We start from the raw sequence: 20,804 nt of genomic DNA, 5'->3' as shown, positions 1-20,804 counted from the left end.
GGGAGAACCAGACCAATGCCATATGACTACAGTCGCAGTCTCAATCCAGAGAAGGCGCTGATCTTTCGTATCGTGCATCGCGATAATCTGCCATGGATTTTGACTCATGGTCTGTGGGCGGGCAACGCAACCGAGCAGAGTGATTCTTGGGTACATATTGGTTTGGCCGAGTTGATCAGCAAGCGCGCCCATCATCCGGTGCCGCTGGCGCCTTTCGGGGTATTGAACGACTACGTGCCATTCTATTTCACTCCCTTTTCTCCCATGCTCAGCAATATCCACTCAGGGAGGGGCGTGCCGCAGCGCAGTAATGACGAGATCCTGATCCTGGTATCTAGTCTGCATCGAATTGCCGAGCTGGAGTTGGCATTCCTGTTTACCGACAGCCACGCCTATTATCAATGGGCCAATTTCTACGATGATCTGGGGGAACTGAACCGCATCGACTGGCCCATTTTGCAACGGCGTGACTTCAAACGAAACCCAGATGACCCCGCCAAGTTCGAACGCTACCAAGCAGAGGCGTTGGTGCATCAACACTGTCCCGTTGAGGCATTAGTCGGCGTGGTGTGTTACAACGAAGAGACAAAGGCTCAGGTTGAGCAAACGATGGCCCAATTGGGTGTCGCCCGACCGGTTCATGTTCGTTCTGGATGGTATTTCTGATGATTCGATACACCACTGGCAACCTGCTGGATGCGCCTGTTGAGGCATTGGTGAATACAGTGAACACCGTTGGTGTTATGGGTAAGGGTATTGCGCTGATGTTTAAAGAGCGCTTTCCCGACAACATGGCTCGCTATGCGGCTGCCTGTAAGTCAGGGCAAGTGACCACTGGCAAGATGTTCATCACCGAAACTGGTGAGCTACTCGGCCCCCGCTGGATCATCAACTTTCCCACCAAGCAACATTGGCGATCTCCATCCCAGATGGCATGGATTCAGGAAGGCTTACAAGATCTGCGACATTGGCTTGTGCAAAATCACGTCAAATCTATCGCCATCCCCCCGCTAGGAGCAGGCAATGGTGGCCTACCATGGCCTGAAGTAAAACAGGCCATTGAAGAGGCTCTCGGTGATCTGGATATTGAAATCCTGTTGTTTGAACCCAGCAACCAGTACCAAAATGTTGCCAAACGTACTGGCGTCGAACATCTCACACCAGCCCGCGCCTTGATTGCCGAACTAGTCCGTCGCTACTGGTTTCTTGGCATGGAGTGCAGCCTGCTGGAAATTCAAAAACTGGCATGGTTTCTGGAGCGCTTTATTCGTCAAACGGCGCCACAAGATCCGCTGCAGTTGCACTTCACGGCACACCATTACGGGCCTTATGCCAATAATCTAGCCCATTTGCTGAATGCAATGGACGGCAGTTATCTCAAATCAGATAAGCGGATCCCAGACAGCAAACCCTTTGATGTCATCTGGTTCAATGATGACAAAAAGCAACAACTTGCCACCTATTTGCATACCGAGGCGCGAGCTTACTTACCCGCGCTGGAGCAAGCAGCTGCGCTTATCGACGGATTTGAGTCCCCCTATGGAATGGAGCTGCTAGCAACCGTTGACTGGCTGGTAAACCAAGAAGGATGCGAACCAACCGTAGAGGCGCTGCGGGCAGGACTTATCCGTTGGCCCAAAGGTGGCAAATGGGCACAACGTAAGGCCAAGCTCTTCGATGACAAGAGCTTGGGCATTGCCCTGACCCGCTTGCAGCAGAGCTTCCCTGCATATCACTGATGACATGCGCGCTAACGGGACACACTTCTTATCCAAATCTGGTAGTCTTGTCTGACTCCAACCAAGAGTTAAATCTTTGTCTGCATTCCTGATTTCTGGAACAAGGGCCTGTATTTCAGGCCCTGCTGTGGACAATGTCATCGCGTATTGCAGGTTAGCCGTGGTTCCCTGTCTTGACTGCATGCAACCATCGCCAACCCATGGTTCAAATGGAAGACGTCCTAATGGGTAAAGTGGGTCAAAAAGAGCTGGTCACCCAGCAGCGAGTCATCGATCTATTTCAGGAGCAGTTGCAATGGGAGTACCTTGGCAACTGGCACCACCGAGACAACAATCGCAACGTTGAGGAGTCGATCTTGACCCCCTGGCTCAAGAAGCGTGGAGTCAATGATGCCCTGATTACGCGAGCCTTGCGCCAACTGGATCAGGCGAGTGCACTGGGTGAAGGCAAAACGCTCTACTACGCCAACAAGGATGTCTACAACCTGCTGCGCTACGGCATCAAGGATAAAACTGGCGCGGGCGAACAGAATCAGACGGTATGGCTCATCGACTGGAAAAACCCAAACGACAACCATTTTGCCATTGCCGAAGAGGTCAGCGTCAAGGGGGAGAACAAGAAGCGCCCCGATCTGGTGCTCTACGTCAATGGCATAGCGCTTGGGGTAATAGAACTCAAACGCTCCACAATCTCGGTATCCGAAGGCATTCGGCAGAATCTGGATAACCAAGAGAAGAGCTTCATCCGCAATTTCTTCACCACCATGCAACTGGTCATGGCCGGTAACGATACCCAAGGTTTACGCTACGGCACCATCGAGACGGCTGAAAAGTATTGGCTGGAATGGAAATCAGATTCACCAGGCATCTGTGAAAGCCCCCTTGATAATCATCTGGTGGAGCTATGCAACAAGCCGCGCTTTCTACAGATCATCCATGACTTCATTGTGTTCGATGCCGGTGTAAAAAAGACCTGTCGGCACAACCAATTCTTCGGTATTGAGGCAGCAAAGCGATATATCGCACGACGCGAAGGGGGCATCATTTGGCACACCCAAGGTTCAGGCAAAAGCTTGACGATGGTGTGGCTGGCCAAGTGGATCCGCGAGAACGTGACTGATGCCAGAGTGCTGCTGATCACTGACCGAACCGAGCTCGATGAACAGATTGAGAAAGTCTTCAACGGGGTAGCAGAGACCATCTACCGAACCCAAAGCGGTGCGGATCTGGTCACCACGCTAAACCAGACTTCCCCTTGGTTAATCTGCTCCTTGGTACATAAATTTGGCCGTCAAGGGGAGCAAGAACAGTCCAACACGGATCAATATGAAGACGCTGACGACTACATTGCGGAGCTGACCCACTGCTTGCCCAGTGACTTCAAACCCAAAGGGAACTTGTTTGTGTTTGTCGATGAGTGCCACCGTACTCAATCCGGCAAACTACACGAGGCCATGAAGCGCATTCTGCCAGAGGCTATATTCTTCGGCTTCACGGGCACGCCATTGATGAAGAAAGACAAGCAAAAGTCCATCGAGATATTTGGCCCCTACATTCATACCTACAAGTTTGATGAGGCCATCCGTGATGGGGTTGTGCTGGATCTTCGCTATGAGGCTCGGGACATCGACCAGCATCTCACCTCCGAGAAGAAAATTGATGAGTGGTTCACCGCCAAAACATCAGGGATCTCCAACCTTGCTCGCACTCAATTGAAGCAGAAGTGGGGGTCGATGCAGAAGCTGCTCTCCAGCAAGAATCGGCTGGAGAAGATCATGATGGATATCCTGTTGGACATGAGCCAGCGCCCCCGTTTGAAAGATGGTCATGGCAATGCCATTTTGGTGTGCGCCAGTATCCATCAGGCTTGCACCCTGTATGAGCTATTTAGCAAAACCGAACTCGCGGGTAAGTGCGCCATAGTGACCAGCTACCAGCCCACTGCTACAAGTATCAAGGGACAGGCGAGTGATGCAGGTCTGACGGAAATGCTGTTTAAATATCAGACCTATCGCAAGATGTTGGCGGACTACTTTGAACAGAGTGAAAACGCCGCAGCCAGTCGAGTCGAGGAATTTGAGACTCTCGTCAAGGCTCGGTTTGTCGACGAGCCGGGGCAGATGAAGCTACTGATCGTTGTAGACAAGCTACTGACCGGCTTCGATGCCCCTCCAGCCACGTACCTCTACATTGATAAGCAGATGGCAGATCATAACCTCTTCCAAGCAATCTGCAGGGTCAATCGACTCGATGGTGATGATAAAGAGTATGGCTACATCATCGATTACAAGGACCTGTTCAAGTCGCTTGATAAGGCGATCAGTGACTACACCGGCGAAGCGTTTGATGGTTACGACAAGGAGGACGTGGCTGGTTTACTCAAAGACAGACTCACCCTTGCACGTGAAGATTTGGACAACGCTCTGGAAATGGTTCGCGGATTGTGCGAACCCGTGCTAGCACCTCGCCACACGGCTGACTACATTCACTATTTTTGCGGGACGTCAGGCACTAACAGCAGTGACCAGCCGGAAAAAGAGTCGCTACGCCTAACCCTTTATCAAAGTGTCGCCAAGCTGCTTCGAGCTTACATGAACCTTGCCAACGAGATGAACGCAGCAGGGTATACAGTGAAACAAGCCTCGGATATCAAAGCCGAGGTGGCTCATTACACGAACGTCCGCGATGAGATCAAGTCCGCCAGCGGTGATAAAGTTGACATGCGGCAGTATGAACCTGCCATGCGAGCCCTGCTCGATATGTATATCCGCGCCGATGACAGCGAACTTCTGATCGACTTTGATGATCGTGGTTTGCTGCAGCTCATCAACGCCAAGGGAACGGCCGCTCTCGACTCCCTGCCAGAAGGGATCAAAAAGGATCCCGAAGCCATGGCCGAAGCCATAGAGAACAACATTCGCAAAACCATCGTCGATGAAAATCCAGTCAACCCAAAGTATTACGCACAGATGTCTGTACTACTCGACGAGTTGATCAAGCTGCGACGCAAAAAAGCTATCGAGTACCAAGACTACTTGGAGCAGGTTCTAGCACTGGCCAAGCAGGTTGTTAATCCCGATGGACAACACCATCAACACTACCCTGAATCTGTTGACACCAGCGCCAAAAGAGCACTATTCGACAACTTTGGCCAAGATGAGGTGTTGGTTGCAAAGCTCGATACGGCTATTCGCTATACCAAAAAAGCGGAGTGGCTAGGCGATCGATTCAAGGAGCGGGAACTGGCCAATGCGATTCGTGAAGAGGTACAAGGCTATGATATCGATGTGGCAGAAATCATGACGTTGGTCAAAGCACAGCAGGAGTATCATTGAGTACGACCTTACACATTGGCCCTTTGACAATCGAGCTACATCACAAAGCAATCAAGCACCTGCATCTTGATGTATTGCCACCGGATGGCAAGGTTCGAGTCTCGGCCCCGCTTGCCATGAGTGAGACAGCAATCAGGGTGGCCATCATTCGTCGGCTACCTTGGATTAAGCAACAACAGCGCAATTTTGTGGCGCAACCCCGCCAAAGTGAACGTGAATTAGTCAGCGGGGAAAGCCATCACTTGTGGGGTCAACGTTACCGACTAGAGGTAATTGAGCGTGTTGGCCGCCATGAAGTTCTCATCAAGGGAAGCCGAAAACTGGCACTGTTTGTGAATCCTGAAACAACTCTTGCTAACCGAAATCTGGTGATAACCGAGTGGTATCGCTCTCAGCTCAAGCAACGAGTTCCTGCTCTCCTAGCCTTGTGGGAACCCATTCTTGGTACCCAGTTGCAACACTGGGGTATCAAAAAAATGAAGACAAAATGGGGGACATGTAATCGTGAGGCGAGCCGAATTTGGCTCAACCTTGAACTAGCCAAGAAACCAGTGACATGCCTCGAATACATCCTTGTACATGAACTAATCCATCTGCTGGAGCGGCATCACAATGCCCGATTCGAAGCACTGATGAATCGTCACCTTCCCAATTGGCGTGAAAGCCGTGCGTTATTGAAAGACCTGCCGTTAGGATATGATACGTGGATACGTGACAGTCACTAACTCATCAGGCTGCAAACCAGACCGCAGCCTGATGATTAGTGTTAGCCACCTAATATAGCCAGTAGATAGTTCTACCGTACTGTAGACATAATCTAACAGCATGGAATAGCAAAGTATCATTTTTTACCATGGACAGACTCCGTCAACGTTGCTCCATTTTGTTGCACCCTATACATGAACTCTACATCAACTAATTTCAATGAATCAAGCTTCAGTAATGCGTCTATGAATTTACCTTTTGGCAACCTATATTTTTTGCTTTTCCTACGGTCATCTTTACCAATAAAAAACCCCTTCCGCTGCCACATAAACTTACAAGTGTAAGCTATCTGCCTCAATGGATCTTTGAGTTCCTTAACCTCAACAGGGCAGAATTTTATAACATTGATATTGTTTGGTACATCCTGTTTCTGGAAAAGCTTACGTAGTCTCTCCCATTCTGGAGTATGGGAGTTCCTACATTTCACTAACAGATGAAAATGGGGAAGCCAATGATTATATTCCGTTTGAAAATCAACTTCAAAATACCCTATAACAACATCAGTTATACCTGCACGATCCAATTGCTTATACAACCTATTTTTCAAACGAGGGGTGTCAATGTGACTTAATTCGCGAACCATTTCGTCATAATAGATGAACGTCGCAAATTTCCACTCTTTATAATCTTCACAGAACAGCGCTAACTGACTTATCTTTTTAAGTCGTAATCGTCGTACACATTCATGGCATGCCAAACTAAAACAAGGCCTCTCCTCATCGCAATCTGATAGTTTTTCAGCCAGCACATTCGCGCCATATTTATTAGAATTAGAAAGTTTGCTTACTCTAATTTTGTTCTCATGCCAACAATCTTCATGGGTCTCAAATTTTGGAAGCAACGATTCAATTGCAATGACATTTTCAATTTTGGCTTTCATGAACTTTTTCATTTTCAAAGTCTCGGCACTGACTCCATTGCGTATTCCCACGCGAAGCCATTCGCTATATTTAACGTTCGCACTACCACACGAACAAACTCATTGTTGCGATATCTTTCGACAACAATGTCGCATTGGTTCTGACTACCAAGTTAAAAACGTAGAGCTTAGGCGGAGATGTAAGGAGAGTAGAACAAAAATCAGGTTGAATATTTAGACTCACCCTTCATGAATGAAATGAGTGGTTTCATTTTTTGTCGGTGTATTGCAGATTACTCATCCATGCTTGTATATCGGAGGAACGCCATGCAACTCGACGACAACCTTTCGGCTGAACTGATCTCGGAAAGTTTCCCTGCGCCATCAAACGATAAATTGTTGCGCGAGAAATTGTGCAGCATTCGATGACTTCAGCCAGGCTCAGCAAACATGTTTCGTGTTTCATAAATGACTCCTTTGTAATAGTCAAAGGTCATTTACAGATTTCGAGAACAGCGAAAACTTGATGTGTTCTTTCCCTCGATGTCGCCGCTCATAACGACTGTTCGAATACTAGGGACGCATTCTAAAGAATCACGATCGCGGCTTTTGAACTGCCCTGCACAACCACAACACATAACGATGTATGGACGCGCACGTACACGTTCATATCGCTACGTGCGTTATCGCCACATTCTGCGTTGTATCATGCGTGTATATCGCGCGCGCGATTAAACGCGCGCGCACGCGCGTTTAACACATCAAGAGGGATTTTGCCATCTTATAGGGAGAATAAGTGTGGGTATCGAAAATCCTTTGAAGGGCTCTGCTCACCAACTGGTGACGTAGCACGACAAGATTTTTGGCAACTGTGCTCAAGGTAAGATACCTCTAGTGTCACGTACGTAGAACGCTCAGCGCTACAAGATCCAAGCAAAACAGTGCATCGCATATGTTGATCCTGAATGTTGTACCAAAGAACACGAACGTTACTCATGAACGTTGGAAATAATGCTTATCCAGAATTATAATTATCGAATTCGGTGACCACCTGAACGGTCACCTGTAATGGAATTGGCAGTTACACAGAATTATTTACAGGCTCCAAATTCCGGATCGACATTCTGTGGTGTCACCGCATATCAGAAGTTCATCAACTCGAGCTATGCAATGTATCTAGGTGATCCGCCCAACGTTGCAACCATTCTCGACTTTGCTCGGTGTACTGATGAAGATCATATGTCCCGATCAACCCTTTCTTCGAGTGCCCAAGAATAGCCTCTGCAACTTCTGTTGGACATTGTAAACGCGAGAGCCCTGTTCTAACGGTACGCCGGAGGTCATGTGGCGTCCAATGCGGAATATCTAGCATTACATTCCCACACCTCATAACCCAAGTAGTTTCAGTCAACTGCTTTTGTTTTATGGGCTTACCTGTTCGCTGAGATGGGAATAAATAAAGCTCATTGCCGATTTTATTTTCTTTAAGAAAGGTTATGCATTGACGTGGAAGTTGGACCTCTCTTGCCACTCCTGTTTTAGACTCTCGAATGTAAAATATGCCTTCGTTAATATCTATATCACGCCAAGTAGCCTCACATATTTCCCCTGTACGACAGCCAGTCCATAAAGTCATCCTAAGAATATTTTTCTGCACATCAGTGAATTTTGAATTTGGCAACCAGTTCAAAAATATTTTCAGTTCATCATTACTAAAAAAACGGCTGCCTTTCTTAGAAGTTAGTTTGACCTTGGTTCTAGCCAAACTGACCTTAGCTTGGAGCGCAGGGTTAATAAATTGGTCATCGAATTTACCCAATCCCATCGAGTAATCATATGCAGCCAAAACCTCCCGCAAAACATTCCCAGCCTGAACATTAGCACCTCGCTTTATAATAGACATAACAAGATCAATCATATCTTGTCGACTCACATCACGAGCTAATTGGTCACCAAGCATTGGAACCGCATCACCGTAAAGAGTGCGCCTAGCCTCAGCCTGACCTTTCTTTTTCCTTGCCCCACTCTTTATAGTACCATTAGGTAAACGTTGATCCTCTATATGGTTCTTTAGATAAAGATCGATCATCGCTTTAAGGGTAAACTTCCCTAGCTCACTCTCATTCTTGACTTTTTGTTTAAGCTCAAGCGCGGCAGCTCTTGCTTCAGTAGCTGGACACCGGCCTTGTTGCCTGATGAGCTTGAGCTCCCGTAGTTTTATACGGGCCTGCTCCAAGGATACGGCTGGAAATACCCCAAGTGAGATTTGGGTTAACTTATTTGTTACTGGGCTCGTATAACGATAGAAAAATGTCTTTTTACCTGTCTTTCCGCAAGTGACACGAAGCCCTCTGTTGACCCCATTATCAGCCTTATCGCTATCCGATGGCTTCATGACTTCAATTGCTCTAAAGGACAGTGCTTTGTTACCCTTGTCCGCTGGCATAACCGACCTCCTATGGCTGATGCATACGCTCTCCTAGCTTGGCCGCATGCATAGGGCTTAATGTCACTGTAGGCTACAAAATCAAAACCTACACTTCAACCTACATTTTCGCCTGCGATTGGGTGAGATCGAGTGAGACTCTCAGAGCAAACAAGAGACCACGAAAACACCATAAGCCATTGTAATATAAGCATGTAAAGAGAGATAACTACATGTCAGCAATAGAGAATCTCCACAATCACACACCAATGATGCAGCAGTACCTTGGCCTCAAGGCCGAGAATCCCGAGATCCTGCTGTTCTACCGGATGGGCGACTTCTACGAGTTGTTCTATGACGATGCCCGCAAGGCCTCCCAACTGCTCGATATCTCCCTGACCAAGCGTGGCCAGTCGGCTGGCAGCCCCATCCCGATGGCGGGCGTTCCCTATCACGCCATCGAGGGCTATCTGGCCAAGCTGGTCCAGCTCGGCGAATCTGCCGCCATTTGCGAACAGGTGGGGGATCCCGCCACCAGCAAGGGGCCGGTGGAGCGCAAGGTGATCCGCATCATCACTCCGGGCACCGTCTCCGACGAGGCGCTGCTCAGCGAGCGGCAGGACAACCTGATCGCCGCCGTCTACCACGATGGCCGCCGCTTCGGCTATGGCACCATGGACATCGGCTCCGGCCGCTTCTTCATCAACCAGTTCGAAAAAGAAGAGACCCTGCTGGCGGAGCTGCAGCGCACCAATCCGGCGGAGCTGCTCTACCCCGAATCCTTCGCCTTCCTGCACCACGTCGAGGGTCGCCGCGGTCTGCGCCGGCGCCCGGAGTGGGAGTTCGAGCTCGGGACTGCCCGCAAGCTGCTCTGCCAACAATTCGGTACCCAGGATCTGGTGGGCTTTGGCGTCGAGCAGAGCGAGACCGCCCTGTGCGCTGCCGGTTGCCTGATGCAGTACGTCAAGGACACCCAGCGCACCGCACTGCCCCACATTCGCAGCGTGCGCCTCGAACAGCCCGATCATGCCGTCATCATGGATGCCGCCACCCGCCGCAATCTGGAGCTGACCCAGAATCTGGCCGGTGGCTATGAAAATACCCTGGCCGAGGTGCTGGATCGCACCGCCACCCCCATGGGCAGCCGCCTGCTCAAGCGCTGGATCCACCAACCGATCCGCGATCGGGTGATCCTCAAAGGCCGCCAGAGCACCATCAAGGAGCTCATCGAGCAGAACCTCTACGACGAGTTGGGCAACCTGTTGCGTCAGGTCGGCGATGTGGAGCGGGTGCTGGCCCGTCTCGCCCTGCGCTCGGCCCGTCCCCGCGACCTCACCCGCCTGCGTCAGGCGTTCGCCCAGCTGCCCGAGTTGCAACGCCTGCTGGCGGACAATGAACACGAAGCGGTGCAGCAGCTGGCCGAGCGCGCCAGCACCTTCCCCGAGCTGCTCGACCTGCTGGAGCGCGCGGTGATGGAGGTGCCACCGGTGCTGATCCGCGATGGCGGCGTCATCCGTGACGGCTTCAATCAGGAGCTGGACGAGCTGCGGGATCTGGCCAACGGCGCCACTGCCAGCCTCGCCCGCATCGAGGAGCGGGAGAAGCTGCTGACCGGCATCAACACCCTCAAGGTGGGTTACAACAAGGTGCACGGCTTCTATATCGAAGTGAGCCGCGCCAACAGCCATCTGGTGCCGGCCCACTACATCCGCCGTCAGACGCTGAAAAACAACGAACGCTACATCATCGATGAGCTTAAAAAATACGAGGACAAGGTGCTCACCGCCCAGGCTCAGGCGCTGGCACTGGAGAAACGCCTCTACGAAGAGCTGCTCGATGCCCTGCTGCCCCACCTCGGCGATCTGCAGGAGTCCGCTGCCGCACTGGCGGAGCTGGACGTGCTGGCCAACCTGGCCGAGCGGGCCGAGACCCTCGACTACCGATGCCCGACGCTCATCGATGAGGATCAGATCCTGATCGAGGCGGGCCGCCATCCGGTGGTGGAGCAGGTGATGAGCGATCCCTTTATCGCCAACCCCATCCGGCTGGAGCGGGAGCGGCGGATGCTGATCATCACAGGCCCCAACATGGGCGGTAAATCGACCTACATGCGCCAGACTGCGCTGATCGTGTTGCTGGCCCATATCGGTGCCTTCGTGCCCGCCGACAGCGCCCGCATCGGCCCCATCGACCGCATCTTCACCCGCATCGGGGCATCGGACGATCTCGCCTCCGGCCGCTCCACCTTTATGGTGGAGATGACCGAGACCGCCAACATCCTCAACAACGCCACCGCCCGCAGTCTGGTGCTGATGGACGAGATTGGCCGAGGTACCAGCACCTACGACGGCCTCTCGCTGGCGTGGGCCTGCGCCGAGCAACTGGCGAGCAAGATTGGCGCTTACACCCTGTTCGCCACCCACTACTTCGAGCTGACCCGCTTGCCCGAGCTGATGAGCGGACTGGCCAACGTCCATCTGGATGCAGTGGAGCACGGCGACACCATCGCCTTTATGCATGCGGTGCAGGAAGGGGCGGCCAGCCGCTCCTACGGCCTGCAAGTGGCGGCGCTGGCGGGGGTGCCAAAATCGGTGATCCAGCAGGCTCGCCACAAACTGCACGAGCTGGAGAGCGCCACCCCGGTGGCCGCCGGTGAAAGCCGCCCGGCTCCGGTGACTCTCGCCCCGCAGATCCATCCGGTGGTGGAAGAGCTGGAAGCGGTGCGCCCAGACGAGCTGACCCCCCGTCAGGCGCTCGACCTGATCTATCGCCTCAAGCAGATGCTGTAAGCAGCTGCCGCCGCGCAAGCATGCAAAAGGGGAACCGCGAGGTTCCCCTTTTTATGTTCAGCACGTTATGTTCAGCACCGACCAGCCGTTCAGGCCACCGCTCGCGCCTCCCTGCGAGCACGCAGCAGGCTCTGGCGCCCCTGCCAGTAGCCCTGCAGATAGCCGGACTCCAGCTTGAACGCGTCGCGGGTAAAGCGGGAGACAGGAAAATCGGCCGGTGGCGCGATCACCTCGATCTCGCAGTCGGCAGGGGGATTGGCGATAAAATCGAGAGCCCGGTTGTAGGCCACATCCCGTGCAAGCATCGCCTGTGCCAGCGCGGGCTGGGTCTTCAGCAAGGCTTTGACCATCCAGCAGAAGCGGGCCGGCTTCTTGCGATAACCGCGCGGCTCGGAGAGCACCACCGTCATCCGCCGCGCCCCGCGACGGTAGGCCTCGATCACCGGAATGGAGTCGCTGATGCCGCCATCCGCCATGGGGCGCCCCTCGACACAGGGGGTCTCGTGCTGCACCACCGGCAGGGCGCAGGTGGCGGTCAGCACTTCGTCCATATTCTCGGGGCGCACCGGCAGGTAGACAGCCGCGCCGGTCGCCACCTCGGTGATGACCGCATAGAAGGGGATGCGGCAGGTGGAGAAGGTATCGAGGTCGAGGGGAAAACGGTAGCGACTGGTGCGCCAGAGCCAGCGGACATCCACCAGATCGCCCCCCTTGACGAAACGCAACGGGTCGAGAAAGTCGCTGCTGCAGGCCAGCTCGGTGATGATGTGATGACTGCGGCGCGGCTGCTCGCTCAGATAAGAGACCAGATTGGTGGCACCGGCCGAAACGCCCATGACGAAATCGAACGGGTAGTGGTGGCTTTCCACGAAGGCATCGAGCACGCCGCTGGCGAAGATGCCGCGCATGGCTCCCCCTTCGACAATCAGGGCGCGAGGGTGGGGATTAAACATAACAAGGCTCCGTCAGCTGTAATACCTGCCGGGATCGATCCCGGCCCAGTGATGGACGCCTTCATGCAGAACATCAAGACGCCGCAGCAGGACGGTTCAGGCCCGCATCGGCAAGGCAACAGCCGGACAGATGCAAAACGTGAAACCGTGAAGCGACCCCCAGTATATGCAGCGCAACAACCGTCAAAAAATGAATTTAAATAATAAAAAGCATGCCAATTTGGCATGATTCGCCTGATAAAAAGGCCAGCCGCAGGGCTGGCCACGTCACTGATTGCTGATTCCGGCTCAGGGCAAGCCGGGGCCGAAGTGCCCCGTTACCGGATCATAGTGGTAGGCGTCGTAATCAAAGTCGATCCCCTTGAGCAGCGGGTTGGGCAGCTCGAACAGCTGCCGCTCGTGGAGCCTGGCCTGAGCGAGGGATGGCTTGAAGTAGCGCAGCCAGAGCTGTTGTAGCGAGCCATCCTGCCACGCCAGCTTGAGCCCGGCCTGAATGCGCCTGAGCCCCGTCTGATTCCCCTTGTAGGTGTAGAAGAGATGGAGGAAGGGGTAGTGCAGAGCGATGTGCGGCTCCACGGTGAGACCGACCACATCCCGATGCTGCTCCAGCTCGGTGAAGAGCTCGTTGGCGCCGCGGCAAAAGAGGTCGGCCCGCCCACGGGCCACCAGCTTGAACAGGCGCTCATAGCTGTCCACCTCCTGCACCTGCAGACCGGCCGCCCGCAGAATGGCAGCATCCTGCCAACCGCGCCCCTGCACGTTCTGGTACTGCTTGAGCTGTTCGAAGCGGGTCACCCCCGCAATTGCCTTCGCCTGCTGCGGACTGACAAAGCAGATGCGATAGCCGAGGATGCCGAGCTCCACCGGGAAGCGGACATAGTCGAGGGCCTCGCCGCTATCAGGCTGTGGCGTATCGACGGCAAAGAAGTTGGGATAGAAGTTGGTTTGCAGCACTTGGCGCAGCCGGATCCGGTTCATCGGCGGCGCCGCCCGCAGCTCGTAGTCACCGAAGCTGTCGCGGGTCTTCTCCAACGCCAGCTGCAACAGATCGCGAAAATAGAGAGTGCGCTGATCCCGCTCACTTTCGGGGCTGATATGGGTAAAGACGTCGCTCGCCCACAGGGGGGCGGCAAGGAGGGAGAGGCTGCACAGCAGCAAGGAGAAAGCGAGGCGATGAAAGGTCATACTGCTCATCCCGGGAATACACGCTCCCTAGAGTGTAGCGCCGGGACGAGCCGCCTTCTAAAGGGAAACTCGGCCTACCAGAACATCTGGCCCAGCAGGGGCGCCAGCAGCACGGTTACCATGCCGGCGATCATCATCACCATGCTGGAGACCACCCCCTCCTCGTTACCCATCTGATAGGCCTTGGCAGTACCGGCACCGTGGGCCGAAGCACCAAAGCCCGCCCCCTTGCCGAGGCGGCTGCGAATGGCCAGCACGGTGAGCACGCTCTCCCCCACCGCCATACCAATCACCCCGGTCAACACTACGAACAGCGCGGTGAGATCGCTCTGACCGCCGATGGCGCGGGTCGCCTCCACCGCAAATGGGGTGGTGATGGAGCGCATCGCCAGACTGCGTTGCAGCATGTCGGAGAGATCCAGCCAGCGGGCCAGCAGCACGGTACTGCCCACCGCCATGATGACGGAAGCGAACACCCCCACCGACAGCGACAGCCAGTGGCGGCGAATGAGCTGGCGGTTCTCGTAGACCGGCACGGCGAAGGCAACGGTGGCGGGTCCCAGCAGCCAGAGCAGCCAGTGGGATTCGGCCATGTAATCCTGATAGGGGATGTGGAACAGCAGTACCACCGCCACCAGCAGGGTCGGCGCCAGTAGAAGGGGCATCAGCGGTAGAATGCGCTTTTTGCCATAGAGCCATTTGCTGGCGTAGTAGAAGAGCAGGGTCAGGGCAAAGCAGAGCAGCCCGAGCAGGGTATCAGACATGACGGCGACTCCGGCGGGCCAGTTTCAGTTCGAGGCGGTAAACCCGGTCCACCACCAGCGCGGTAGTGCCGAGCACTAGCGTGGTACTCACCAGCAGCACCACCATGATCCGCCACCCCTCCTCCAGCAACAGCTCCTGATAGTTGACCACCGCCACCACGGCGGGGACGAAGAACAGCAGCATCTCCGCCAGCAGCCAGCGGGCACCGGCCTCAAACCACTGCGCCTTGACCACCCCAAGCAGGATGCAGGCCAGCAGCAGCAACATGCCGGTGAGGTTGGCGGGCAGCGGCAGATGGAGGGTGCGCACCGCGATATCGGCCAGCAGCCAGATGGCTGCCAGCAACACAATCTGGAAGGGAGTCTGTAACCAGCGCAAGCAGAGGGCTTTCATGATTATCGTCTTTCTGTGAACCGGCTCACAGTATAGAGTTGAGCAAAACCTGCCAGAAATGAATTAAAATTATCAAATTCATGCCGCATAGGCATACTTCATCCCCTACCCGCCAACACGAGTCGAGAGAGTCCATGGATATTCGCGCCCTGCGCTATTTTGTCGAACTGGTGCGGGAAAAAAGCTTCACCCGCGCCTCCGAAAAGCTGTTCGTCACCCAGCCCACCATCAGCAAGATGATCCGCAATATTGAAGAGGAGCTGGGCCAGCCCCTGCTCAACCGGGAGGGACGCCGCTTCACCCTGACCGACAGCGGCCAGGTGCTGTTCAACCGGGCCCAGACCATCCTGGCGGAGATGCAGCAGCTGGAGGCCGAACTGGCGGATCTGCAGAGCCTGCAACACGGTCGCCTCACCCTCGGCATTCCCCCCATGGTGGGCCACGTCTATGCGGATCTGATCCGCGCCTACCGCACCCGCTATCCCAAGGTGGAGCTGACGCTGGTGGAGTACGGCGGTCGCCGCATCGAACAGGCGGTGCTGGAGGGGGAACTGGATCTCGCCATCACCATGCTGCCGACCAAAGAGGGGGGCGCCCTCAGTGCGCTGGAGCTGGATCAATACCCGATTAGGGTGGTGCTGCCGGATCAACCCCGCTGGCGTGGCGAGGCGCCGCTGCGGCTGGAGTCCCTGCAGGAGGAGCCCTTCCTGCTCTATACCCAGGCATTTACCCTGAGCGAGCGGCTGGAGCAGGCGTGTCAGGAGGCAGGCTTTGTGCCGCAGGTGGCGGCGCGCAGCAGCCAGTGGGATTTTCTCACCGCCATGGTACGCAGCGGCATGGGAGTCGCCTTCTTGCCGGAGCCGGTCTGCAACCGGCTGACGCCCGATGGGTTGGTGCTGCGGCCGCTGGAGCCCGAACTGAGCTGGCGACTCGGGGTGATCTGGCCGAGCGAGCGCTATCTGTCGCGCACCGCCGAGGCCTGGCTGGCCCTCTGTCGCACCCGGCAGGAACCTCAATAATCACCGAAGCGATCGGTCTGCGGGTTGTAGAAGTAGGGGCGGTAATCGAAGCTGATCCCCTCGAGAAAGGGGTTATCCAGCCGCAGCAGTCTGCGCTGGTAAAACTTGGCAAAGGCGATGGCCGGGCCAAAACTCTTGCGCCACAGCGCCTGTAGCGAGCCATCCTGCCATGCCAGTTGCAACCCCTGCTCGACCCGTAACAGCGCCTCGCGATTATTGGGATTGGTGTAGAAAACCCGGGGCAGCGGGTAGTAGATCAACAGCGCCTCATCCACCAGCAGATCCGCTATCTCCTTGTGGGTGAGCTGCTCGCTGCGCAGCTCGCTCGCCCCGCGGCAGAAGAGATCGAAGCGACCCCGCGCTACCATTTTGAACAGCTTCTCGTACCCCTCCACTTCCACCACCTCCATCCCGGCGTAGCGCAGAATATCCACATCCAGCCACCCCTTGCCCTGACCAAAGGTGAACTGGCGCAGCCCCTTGAGGTCGGTCACTCTGCTCACCGCCGCCTTTTGCTGTGGGCTGACGAAACAGATGCGGTAGCTGACGATGCCCAGATGGATGGGAAAACGGACATAGGTGAGCCCCAGCCCCTCGCGGGTGCTGCTGTAGCTGTCCATCACAAAGAGGTTGGGGTAGCTGTCAAGCTGCATGCTGAGCCGCTCGCGCGCCTTGGTCATGGGCGGTGCGGGGACCAGCTCATAGTCGCCAAACTGGTCGCGGGTCTTCTCAAGGGCGAGCCGCAACAACTCCCGATCATAGGTGGTGCGCGGGTCCCGCTCGCTCTCCGGGCTGATGTAGGTAAACCGGGTGGCCGCCTGCCCGGTCAGCGACAACAGGCAGAGCAGCGCGGCGGCCAGCAGATGCAGGGAGGACATAAACCGGGCCTTGGCTGAAGGGGTACTTTCAGTGTAGCCCCCGAGCGTGGGCGCCCGCTCCCGCCACCACCCCATGGTCTCTTCCCCTTTTTGGCCAGTTGCACCCATCAGCCTACTCCCCCGCCGGAGGCGTGCTTCTGAGCGACGCGGCGTAACGTTGATAGGCAGCAGAATCGCGCACCTGCTCGATGGCATCCCACACCTGCCGGCTTTGTTGGGGATGGGCCTGATAGAAGTGGTGAGAGAAGACCAGATAGTAGGGTTTCTCCACCAGCACCGGCGACAGCCGCTCGATACGGGCCTGCAGCTCGGGATGGGCCGCCAGAATGCTGTCAGCCACCTCGGTCTGGATGGCCGTCGCCTGCGCCCGATCCATCACCAGCTTTTTCAACATGATCAGCGGGTCACGGCTGGAGTCATCCACCTCGGCCCCCGCCGCCAGCAACAAGTCGACGATGGAAAATCCCGACTGGGCCGCCACCATGCCCTTGACCCTGAGGGTGGTGCCATCCCACTGGCTCTTGCCCCCCTTGAGCTGGTAGAGGCTGTAGCTCTCGGTCAGCAGCCGCTTGGCGGGGTCGGGTTTGCCCTCACGCATGGGATAGACCCCCACCTTGGTCGCTCGCTCGACGCTGTAACTCATCTTGATGGCCGCATCCATCTGGCCACTGCTCACCTGCGAGAGGCAGCGCTTCCACGGCAGCGGCGTCAGCACGATCTCGGCATTGAGGGCGGTGGCAACCGCCTTGAGGTGATACTGGACAATCCCCTCGCCCGATTGCAGCAGCCAGGGGTAGGAGTCACTGTTTTCGAGGCAGGTACGCAGCGTAAAGGCCGGGGCCGCGCCGCCAGTGACGGGCAACAGCAACGCGATGAAGAGCAGGATGCGGGCAGATACGCGCATGGGCCATCTCCTTGGCGGCAACGATCTCTCCCTTACTCTATCAGAGCCTGTGCACCTGATAACCCGGCTCAGGGCAGTGAACCGAAATCATCCGCCTGCGGATTGTAAAGGTAGGGGCGATAGTCAAAACCCGCCTTGAGTAGCAGCGGGTTGCCGAGCCGGAAGATCTGGCGAGCCCCCAGATTGGCAAACACCAGCGAGGACTGGAAGTGGTGACGCCAGAGCCGCTTGAGGGAACCATCCTGCCAGGCCAGTTGCAGACCGCGCGCAAGACGCTCGCGCTCCTGAACATAGTGGGCGTTGCTGTAGAACACGTGGATCAGTGGATAGAAGAGGGCCAGATGGCGATCGACCGTCAACCCGGCCACCTTGCCCTGATGAGATTGCCACTCCGGCAGGATCTCGTTGGCCCCACGGCAGAAGAGGTCGATGCGCCCGCGCGCCACCATGCGAAACAGCGACTCGTAGTTATCCACCTCATGCACGGTCAGTCCGCCGTGGCGCAGGATCACGGCATCCTGCCAGCCGGTGCCCGCTCCCTGAGTGAAGTGGCGCAACTGATCCAGGGTGTTCACCCGCGCCAGCTCGGCAGCGCGATCCGAACCGACGAAACAGACCCGGTAGCCGAGGATCCCCATGTCGATCGGGAACGGGATCGATGCCACCTGATCCGCCGCGCCCTGAACCGCCACAACTTCCCCCTGATAGGGCCAGCTGTCGACAATAAACAGGGCGTTTTCGCCCTGCTCCTGCACCTCAATCCGCATCCGCGCCTTGTTCATCGGCAGGGAGTCCAGCAACTCGTAGTCACCATATTCGGGGCGGGTCTTCTCCAGCGCCAGCTGCATCACCTCACGGTAATAACGCATCCGCATATCCTGACTGTTTTCAGGACTGAGCAGGGTAAAGCGGGTGGCAGCCAGCAAGGCAGAGGGGAAGGATAAACAGAGGCAGAGCAACAGAAGTCGATAGATCATGGCTGAACTCATACAACGGGGTTCACCCAGTATAGACTGGCTCTCCCCCCGTTGAGGGCGGGCCAGTTGCGACTTGCGCGCCCGATCACCGGCGGGGAAGTCCGGGCCGCCACCGGCCCGGAGCGCGGGATCATGCCGAGCCCGGCACTACTCTTCGCCGATGGGAGCGGCGATCCACTTCATCAGCGTCAGCATATCCTGCGGCGCCACCCCGACCGAGAGGCCACGCTTGCCGCCGCTCACCAGGATCTCGTCAAACTGCAGGGCCGACTCGTCGAGCACGGTAGGCAGCAGCTTCTTCTGGGCCAGCGGGCTGATGCCACCCACCTTGTAACCGGTCAGCTTCTCCGCCTCAGCAGGTTTCATCATCTCCACCTTCTTGAGGCCGGTCGCCTTGGCCAGCTGCTTCAGGCTGCACATGCCGGATGAGGGAACGATGGCCACCACCGCCTGCTTGTCGTGATGGGCGACCAGGGTCTTGAACACCTGCGCCTCCGGCAGCCCGAGCTGGGTCGCGGCATGCTTGCCGAAATCGTCGTGGGCTTCGCACTCGTAGGGGTAGAGCTTGTGGGGAATCTTGAGCTTCTTCAGCAGGTTGATGGCAGGAGTCATGATGGTTGCCTTGAATCGAATCACATAAAAACAAGGCCAAACAGTCTGCACCTCACTATGGGGTGATGCAAGGGGGGTGATGCAGTCGCAAGGGAGATTGACTGGCCGCTAGCCATGCACGCTGGCGGCGGCCGACTAGAACACTTGACCAAACTGAGCCCAAACGGGTATTGCTTTAACCCTTTGACGCAGCCACGACCCCATACAGCAGGAGCACATATGCAACTAACCCCACCCCAACCGCCTCGGGACGATGAGATCGAAGCGCTGCGCATTGGTCTCTCGGGCTTCAACAAGGGTCACGCCGGCACCCATCTGCGCGAGCGGATCGCCAGCTTTATCAAGGATAAAGAGGGCAAGGTACACGGCGGCATCATCGCCGACATCAAGTGGGGCTGGCTGCATGTCGACTGGCTCTGGATCGACGAAAGCATCCGCCGCGATGGCTGGGGCGGCCGCCTGCTCGGCGCCATGGAGCAGTACGCCCAAAGCAAGGGCATCAGCAACTACCACTTGGAAACCACCAGCTTTCAGGCCCTCCCCTTCTACCAGAAGCAGGGTTACGAAGTCTTTGGCCAGCTGCCCGATATGCCGCCGGGGCATATCAGTTACTTCCTGAAAAAGCAGGACAAGTGATCACATTCCAGCTCCTTGCCAACGCTCAGCTCGTGATCCGCCCGTTCGAACCGGCCGATGCCGACGAGTTTTGGTGCTCCCGTTCATTTACTCGGGGCAGCGCGCTGGAGTGGTTTGCCAGCTGCGATCAGGATCGCGCGGCAGGACGCGCCTTTGACATGGGCATCTTCTGCGCCACCACCGGCCAGCTCTTGGGTGGCGCAGGTATCAACCAGCTGTCGCCACATCATCGCTACGGCAATATCGGTTACTGGGTTCGCCAATCCCGCCAAGGCTGCGGCATCGCCCGACAGGCGGTCACCCTGCTCCGTGACTTTGCTTTTGAGCAGTTAGGGCTATTTCGGCTGGAGATCGTGATGGGGGTTGGCAACACCGCCAGCGAAGCCGTTGCCATCGCCGCCGGTGCAACCTTTGAATGCAGGGCAAGGAACCGTCTCTTTCTTCATGGCCAGCCCCTTGATGCACATATCTACTCCCTTGTTCCCACTAACTGGCAGGGCGGGATCGCACTTTGTTAATGAAATTTGAACAGGCAGATCGTCTGTGATCTAATCGCGTCTCCATGCAGGA

General features: G+C 55.9%; 20 protein-coding genes. 9 read left to right on the top strand and 11 right to left on the bottom strand.

The annotated features are described in order from the left end of the window. Positions 1–15: 15 nt before the first annotated feature. The 4 genes from darT to OKC27_RS16570 all read left to right on the top strand — a co-directional run bounded on the left by darT (position 16) and on the right by OKC27_RS16570 (position 5,799). The gene (gene darT, locus OKC27_RS16585) at positions 16–666 is read left to right on the top strand and encodes a type II toxin-antitoxin system toxin DNA ADP-ribosyl transferase DarT (RefSeq protein WP_201991550.1); all 651 of its coding nucleotides are present in this window, start codon (positions 16–18) and stop codon (positions 664–666) included. Next, a complete protein-coding gene (gene darG / locus OKC27_RS16580) occupies positions 666–1,739 on the top strand; it encodes a type II toxin-antitoxin system antitoxin DNA ADP-ribosyl glycohydrolase DarG (protein WP_139409885.1) in 1,074 nt (357 codons plus the stop codon). The genes darT and darG overlap by 1 nt, the downstream gene beginning before the upstream one ends. Before the next feature lie 224 nt (positions 1,740–1,963). Next, a complete protein-coding gene (locus tag OKC27_RS16575) occupies positions 1,964–5,074 on the top strand; it encodes a type I restriction endonuclease subunit R (RefSeq protein ID WP_270806499.1) in 3,111 nt (1,036 codons plus the stop codon). Beyond that, complete coding sequence (locus OKC27_RS16570; RefSeq protein ID WP_270806498.1) at positions 5,071–5,799, top strand: M48 family metallopeptidase; 729 nt, start codon at positions 5,071–5,073, stop codon at positions 5,797–5,799. Before OKC27_RS16575 ends, OKC27_RS16570 begins: the two co-directional genes overlap by 4 nt. 116 nt (positions 5,800–5,915) lie before the next feature. On the opposite strand, the gene OKC27_RS16565 is transcribed toward OKC27_RS16570, so the two are convergent. The 3 genes from OKC27_RS16565 to OKC27_RS16555 all read right to left on the bottom strand — a co-directional run bounded on the left by OKC27_RS16565 (position 5,916) and on the right by OKC27_RS16555 (position 9,144). Continuing rightward, positions 5,916–6,719: a hypothetical protein gene (locus tag OKC27_RS16565; RefSeq protein ID WP_270806497.1), complete on the bottom strand. Its 804-nt coding sequence runs from the start codon at positions 6,717–6,719 to the stop codon at positions 5,916–5,918. Positions 6,720–6,966: 247 nt separating this feature from the next. Beyond that, positions 6,967–7,164, bottom strand: a complete 198-nt coding sequence (locus OKC27_RS16560) for a helix-turn-helix transcriptional regulator (protein ID WP_100654656.1) — start codon at positions 7,162–7,164, stop codon at positions 6,967–6,969. Between the two features lie 687 nt (positions 7,165–7,851). Continuing rightward, entirely contained in the window at positions 7,852–9,144 is a 1,293-nt protein-coding gene (locus OKC27_RS16555) for a tyrosine-type recombinase/integrase (protein ID WP_270806496.1), read from the bottom strand. Positions 9,145–9,356: 212 nt separating this feature from the next. On the opposite strand from OKC27_RS16555, the gene mutS reads away from it, so the two are divergent. Next, positions 9,357–11,912, top strand: coding sequence for a DNA mismatch repair protein MutS (mutS, locus tag OKC27_RS16550; protein ID WP_270806495.1), 2,556 nt, complete (start codon positions 9,357–9,359; stop codon positions 11,910–11,912). 89 nt (positions 11,913–12,001) lie between these two features. Here mutS and OKC27_RS16545 read toward each other — a convergent pair whose 3' ends face one another. Further along, positions 12,002–12,865, bottom strand: a complete 864-nt coding sequence (locus tag OKC27_RS16545) for a patatin-like phospholipase family protein (RefSeq protein WP_182938864.1) — start codon at positions 12,863–12,865, stop codon at positions 12,002–12,004. Positions 12,866–12,928: 63 nt separating this feature from the next. Here OKC27_RS16545 and OKC27_RS16540 point away from each other — a divergent pair, with 63 nt between their 5' ends. Next, complete coding sequence (locus tag OKC27_RS16540; RefSeq protein WP_182933030.1) at positions 12,929–13,069, top strand: hypothetical protein; 141 nt, start codon at positions 12,929–12,931, stop codon at positions 13,067–13,069. Between the two features lie 84 nt (positions 13,070–13,153). Here OKC27_RS16540 and OKC27_RS16535 read toward each other — a convergent pair whose 3' ends face one another. The 3 genes from OKC27_RS16535 to OKC27_RS16525 all read right to left on the bottom strand — a co-directional run bounded on the left by OKC27_RS16535 (position 13,154) and on the right by OKC27_RS16525 (position 15,208). Next, a complete protein-coding gene (locus OKC27_RS16535) occupies positions 13,154–14,050 on the bottom strand; it encodes a hypothetical protein (protein ID WP_182938863.1) in 897 nt (298 codons plus the stop codon). Between the two features lie 74 nt (positions 14,051–14,124). Continuing rightward, positions 14,125–14,814, bottom strand: a complete 690-nt coding sequence (locus OKC27_RS16530; RefSeq protein WP_139406758.1) for an LrgB family protein — start codon at positions 14,812–14,814, stop codon at positions 14,125–14,127. Further along, on the bottom strand, positions 14,807–15,208 hold the full coding sequence (locus OKC27_RS16525; RefSeq protein ID WP_182933032.1) for a CidA/LrgA family protein: 402 nt from the start codon (positions 15,206–15,208) through the stop codon (positions 14,807–14,809). The genes OKC27_RS16530 and OKC27_RS16525 overlap by 8 nt, the downstream gene beginning before the upstream one ends. A gap of 134 nt (positions 15,209–15,342) precedes the next feature. On the opposite strand from OKC27_RS16525, the gene OKC27_RS16520 reads away from it, so the two are divergent. Then, positions 15,343–16,227, top strand: coding sequence for a LysR family transcriptional regulator (locus OKC27_RS16520; RefSeq protein ID WP_182938862.1), 885 nt, complete (start codon positions 15,343–15,345; stop codon positions 16,225–16,227). Here OKC27_RS16520 and OKC27_RS16515 read toward each other — a convergent pair. From OKC27_RS16515 to ybaK, 4 genes are all read right to left on the bottom strand, one after another. Further along, entirely contained in the window at positions 16,221–17,105 is an 885-nt protein-coding gene (locus OKC27_RS16515) for a hypothetical protein (RefSeq protein ID WP_182939705.1), read from the bottom strand. The genes OKC27_RS16520 and OKC27_RS16515 overlap by 7 nt on opposite strands. A 112-nt stretch (positions 17,106–17,217) precedes the next feature. Next, positions 17,218–18,009, bottom strand: a complete 792-nt coding sequence (locus tag OKC27_RS16510; RefSeq protein ID WP_182938861.1) for a substrate-binding periplasmic protein — start codon at positions 18,007–18,009, stop codon at positions 17,218–17,220. A gap of 68 nt (positions 18,010–18,077) precedes the next feature. Next, positions 18,078–18,986 carry a hypothetical protein gene (locus OKC27_RS16505; RefSeq protein WP_182938860.1) on the bottom strand — a complete coding sequence of 303 codons (909 nt, stop codon included), beginning with the start codon at positions 18,984–18,986 and terminating at the stop codon, positions 18,078–18,080. Between the two features lie 147 nt (positions 18,987–19,133). Next, positions 19,134–19,598: a Cys-tRNA(Pro) deacylase gene (gene ybaK / locus OKC27_RS16500; protein ID WP_005336092.1), complete on the bottom strand. Its 465-nt coding sequence runs from the start codon at positions 19,596–19,598 to the stop codon at positions 19,134–19,136. A 219-nt stretch (positions 19,599–19,817) separates the two neighbouring features. On the opposite strand from ybaK, the gene OKC27_RS16495 reads away from it, so the two are divergent. Together OKC27_RS16495 and OKC27_RS16490 are read left to right on the top strand one after the other, a co-directional pair. Beyond that, entirely contained in the window at positions 19,818–20,234 is a 417-nt protein-coding gene (locus OKC27_RS16495) for a GNAT family N-acetyltransferase (RefSeq protein ID WP_182938859.1), read from the top strand. Then, positions 20,234–20,752 (top strand): GNAT family N-acetyltransferase, encoded by a 519-nt coding sequence (locus tag OKC27_RS16490; protein ID WP_270806515.1) that lies wholly within the window; start codon positions 20,234–20,236, stop codon positions 20,750–20,752. Before OKC27_RS16495 ends, OKC27_RS16490 begins: the two co-directional genes overlap by 1 nt. The last annotated feature ends 52 nt before the right edge of the window (positions 20,753–20,804 follow it).

The organism is Aeromonas sp. QDB62, from assembly GCF_027705695.1.
GTDB lineage: Bacteria > Pseudomonadota > Gammaproteobacteria > Enterobacterales > Aeromonadaceae > Aeromonas > Aeromonas allosaccharophila.
Note: the sequence above shows the minus strand (reverse complement) of the source record. Positions and strands in the feature narration are given on the sequence as shown.

Coding starts and splice junctions, on each gene's coding strand:
- darT (WP_201991550.1), top strand. CDS start 16: ATGCCATATGACTACAGTCGCAGTCTCAATCCAGAGAAGGCGCTGATC.
- darG (WP_139409885.1), top strand. CDS start 666: ATGATTCGATACACCACTGGCAACCTGCTGGATGCGCCTGTTGAGGCA.
- OKC27_RS16575 (WP_270806499.1), top strand. CDS start 1,964: ATGGGTAAAGTGGGTCAAAAAGAGCTGGTCACCCAGCAGCGAGTCATC.
- OKC27_RS16565 (WP_270806497.1), bottom strand. CDS start 6,719: ATGAAAGCCAAAATTGAAAATGTCATTGCAATTGAATCGTTGCTTCCA.
- OKC27_RS16560 (WP_100654656.1), bottom strand. CDS start 7,164: ATGAAACACGAAACATGTTTGCTGAGCCTGGCTGAAGTCATCGAATGC.
- OKC27_RS16555 (WP_270806496.1), bottom strand. CDS start 9,144: ATGCCAGCGGACAAGGGTAACAAAGCACTGTCCTTTAGAGCAATTGAA.
- mutS (WP_270806495.1), top strand. CDS start 9,357: ATGTCAGCAATAGAGAATCTCCACAATCACACACCAATGATGCAGCAG.
- OKC27_RS16545 (WP_182938864.1), bottom strand. CDS start 12,865: ATGTTTAATCCCCACCCTCGCGCCCTGATTGTCGAAGGGGGAGCCATG.
- OKC27_RS16540 (WP_182933030.1), top strand. CDS start 12,929: ATGCAGAACATCAAGACGCCGCAGCAGGACGGTTCAGGCCCGCATCGG.
- OKC27_RS16535 (WP_182938863.1), bottom strand. CDS start 14,050: ATGACCTTTCATCGCCTCGCTTTCTCCTTGCTGCTGTGCAGCCTCTCC.
- OKC27_RS16530 (WP_139406758.1), bottom strand. CDS start 14,814: ATGTCTGATACCCTGCTCGGGCTGCTCTGCTTTGCCCTGACCCTGCTC.
- OKC27_RS16525 (WP_182933032.1), bottom strand. CDS start 15,208: ATGAAAGCCCTCTGCTTGCGCTGGTTACAGACTCCCTTCCAGATTGTG.
- OKC27_RS16520 (WP_182938862.1), top strand. CDS start 15,343: ATGGATATTCGCGCCCTGCGCTATTTTGTCGAACTGGTGCGGGAAAAA.
- OKC27_RS16515 (WP_182939705.1), bottom strand. CDS start 17,105: ATGTCCTCCCTGCATCTGCTGGCCGCCGCGCTGCTCTGCCTGTTGTCG.
- OKC27_RS16510 (WP_182938861.1), bottom strand. CDS start 18,009: ATGCGCGTATCTGCCCGCATCCTGCTCTTCATCGCGTTGCTGTTGCCC.
- OKC27_RS16505 (WP_182938860.1), bottom strand. CDS start 18,986: ATGATCTATCGACTTCTGTTGCTCTGCCTCTGTTTATCCTTCCCCTCT.
- ybaK (WP_005336092.1), bottom strand. CDS start 19,598: ATGACTCCTGCCATCAACCTGCTGAAGAAGCTCAAGATTCCCCACAAG.
- OKC27_RS16495 (WP_182938859.1), top strand. CDS start 19,818: ATGCAACTAACCCCACCCCAACCGCCTCGGGACGATGAGATCGAAGCG.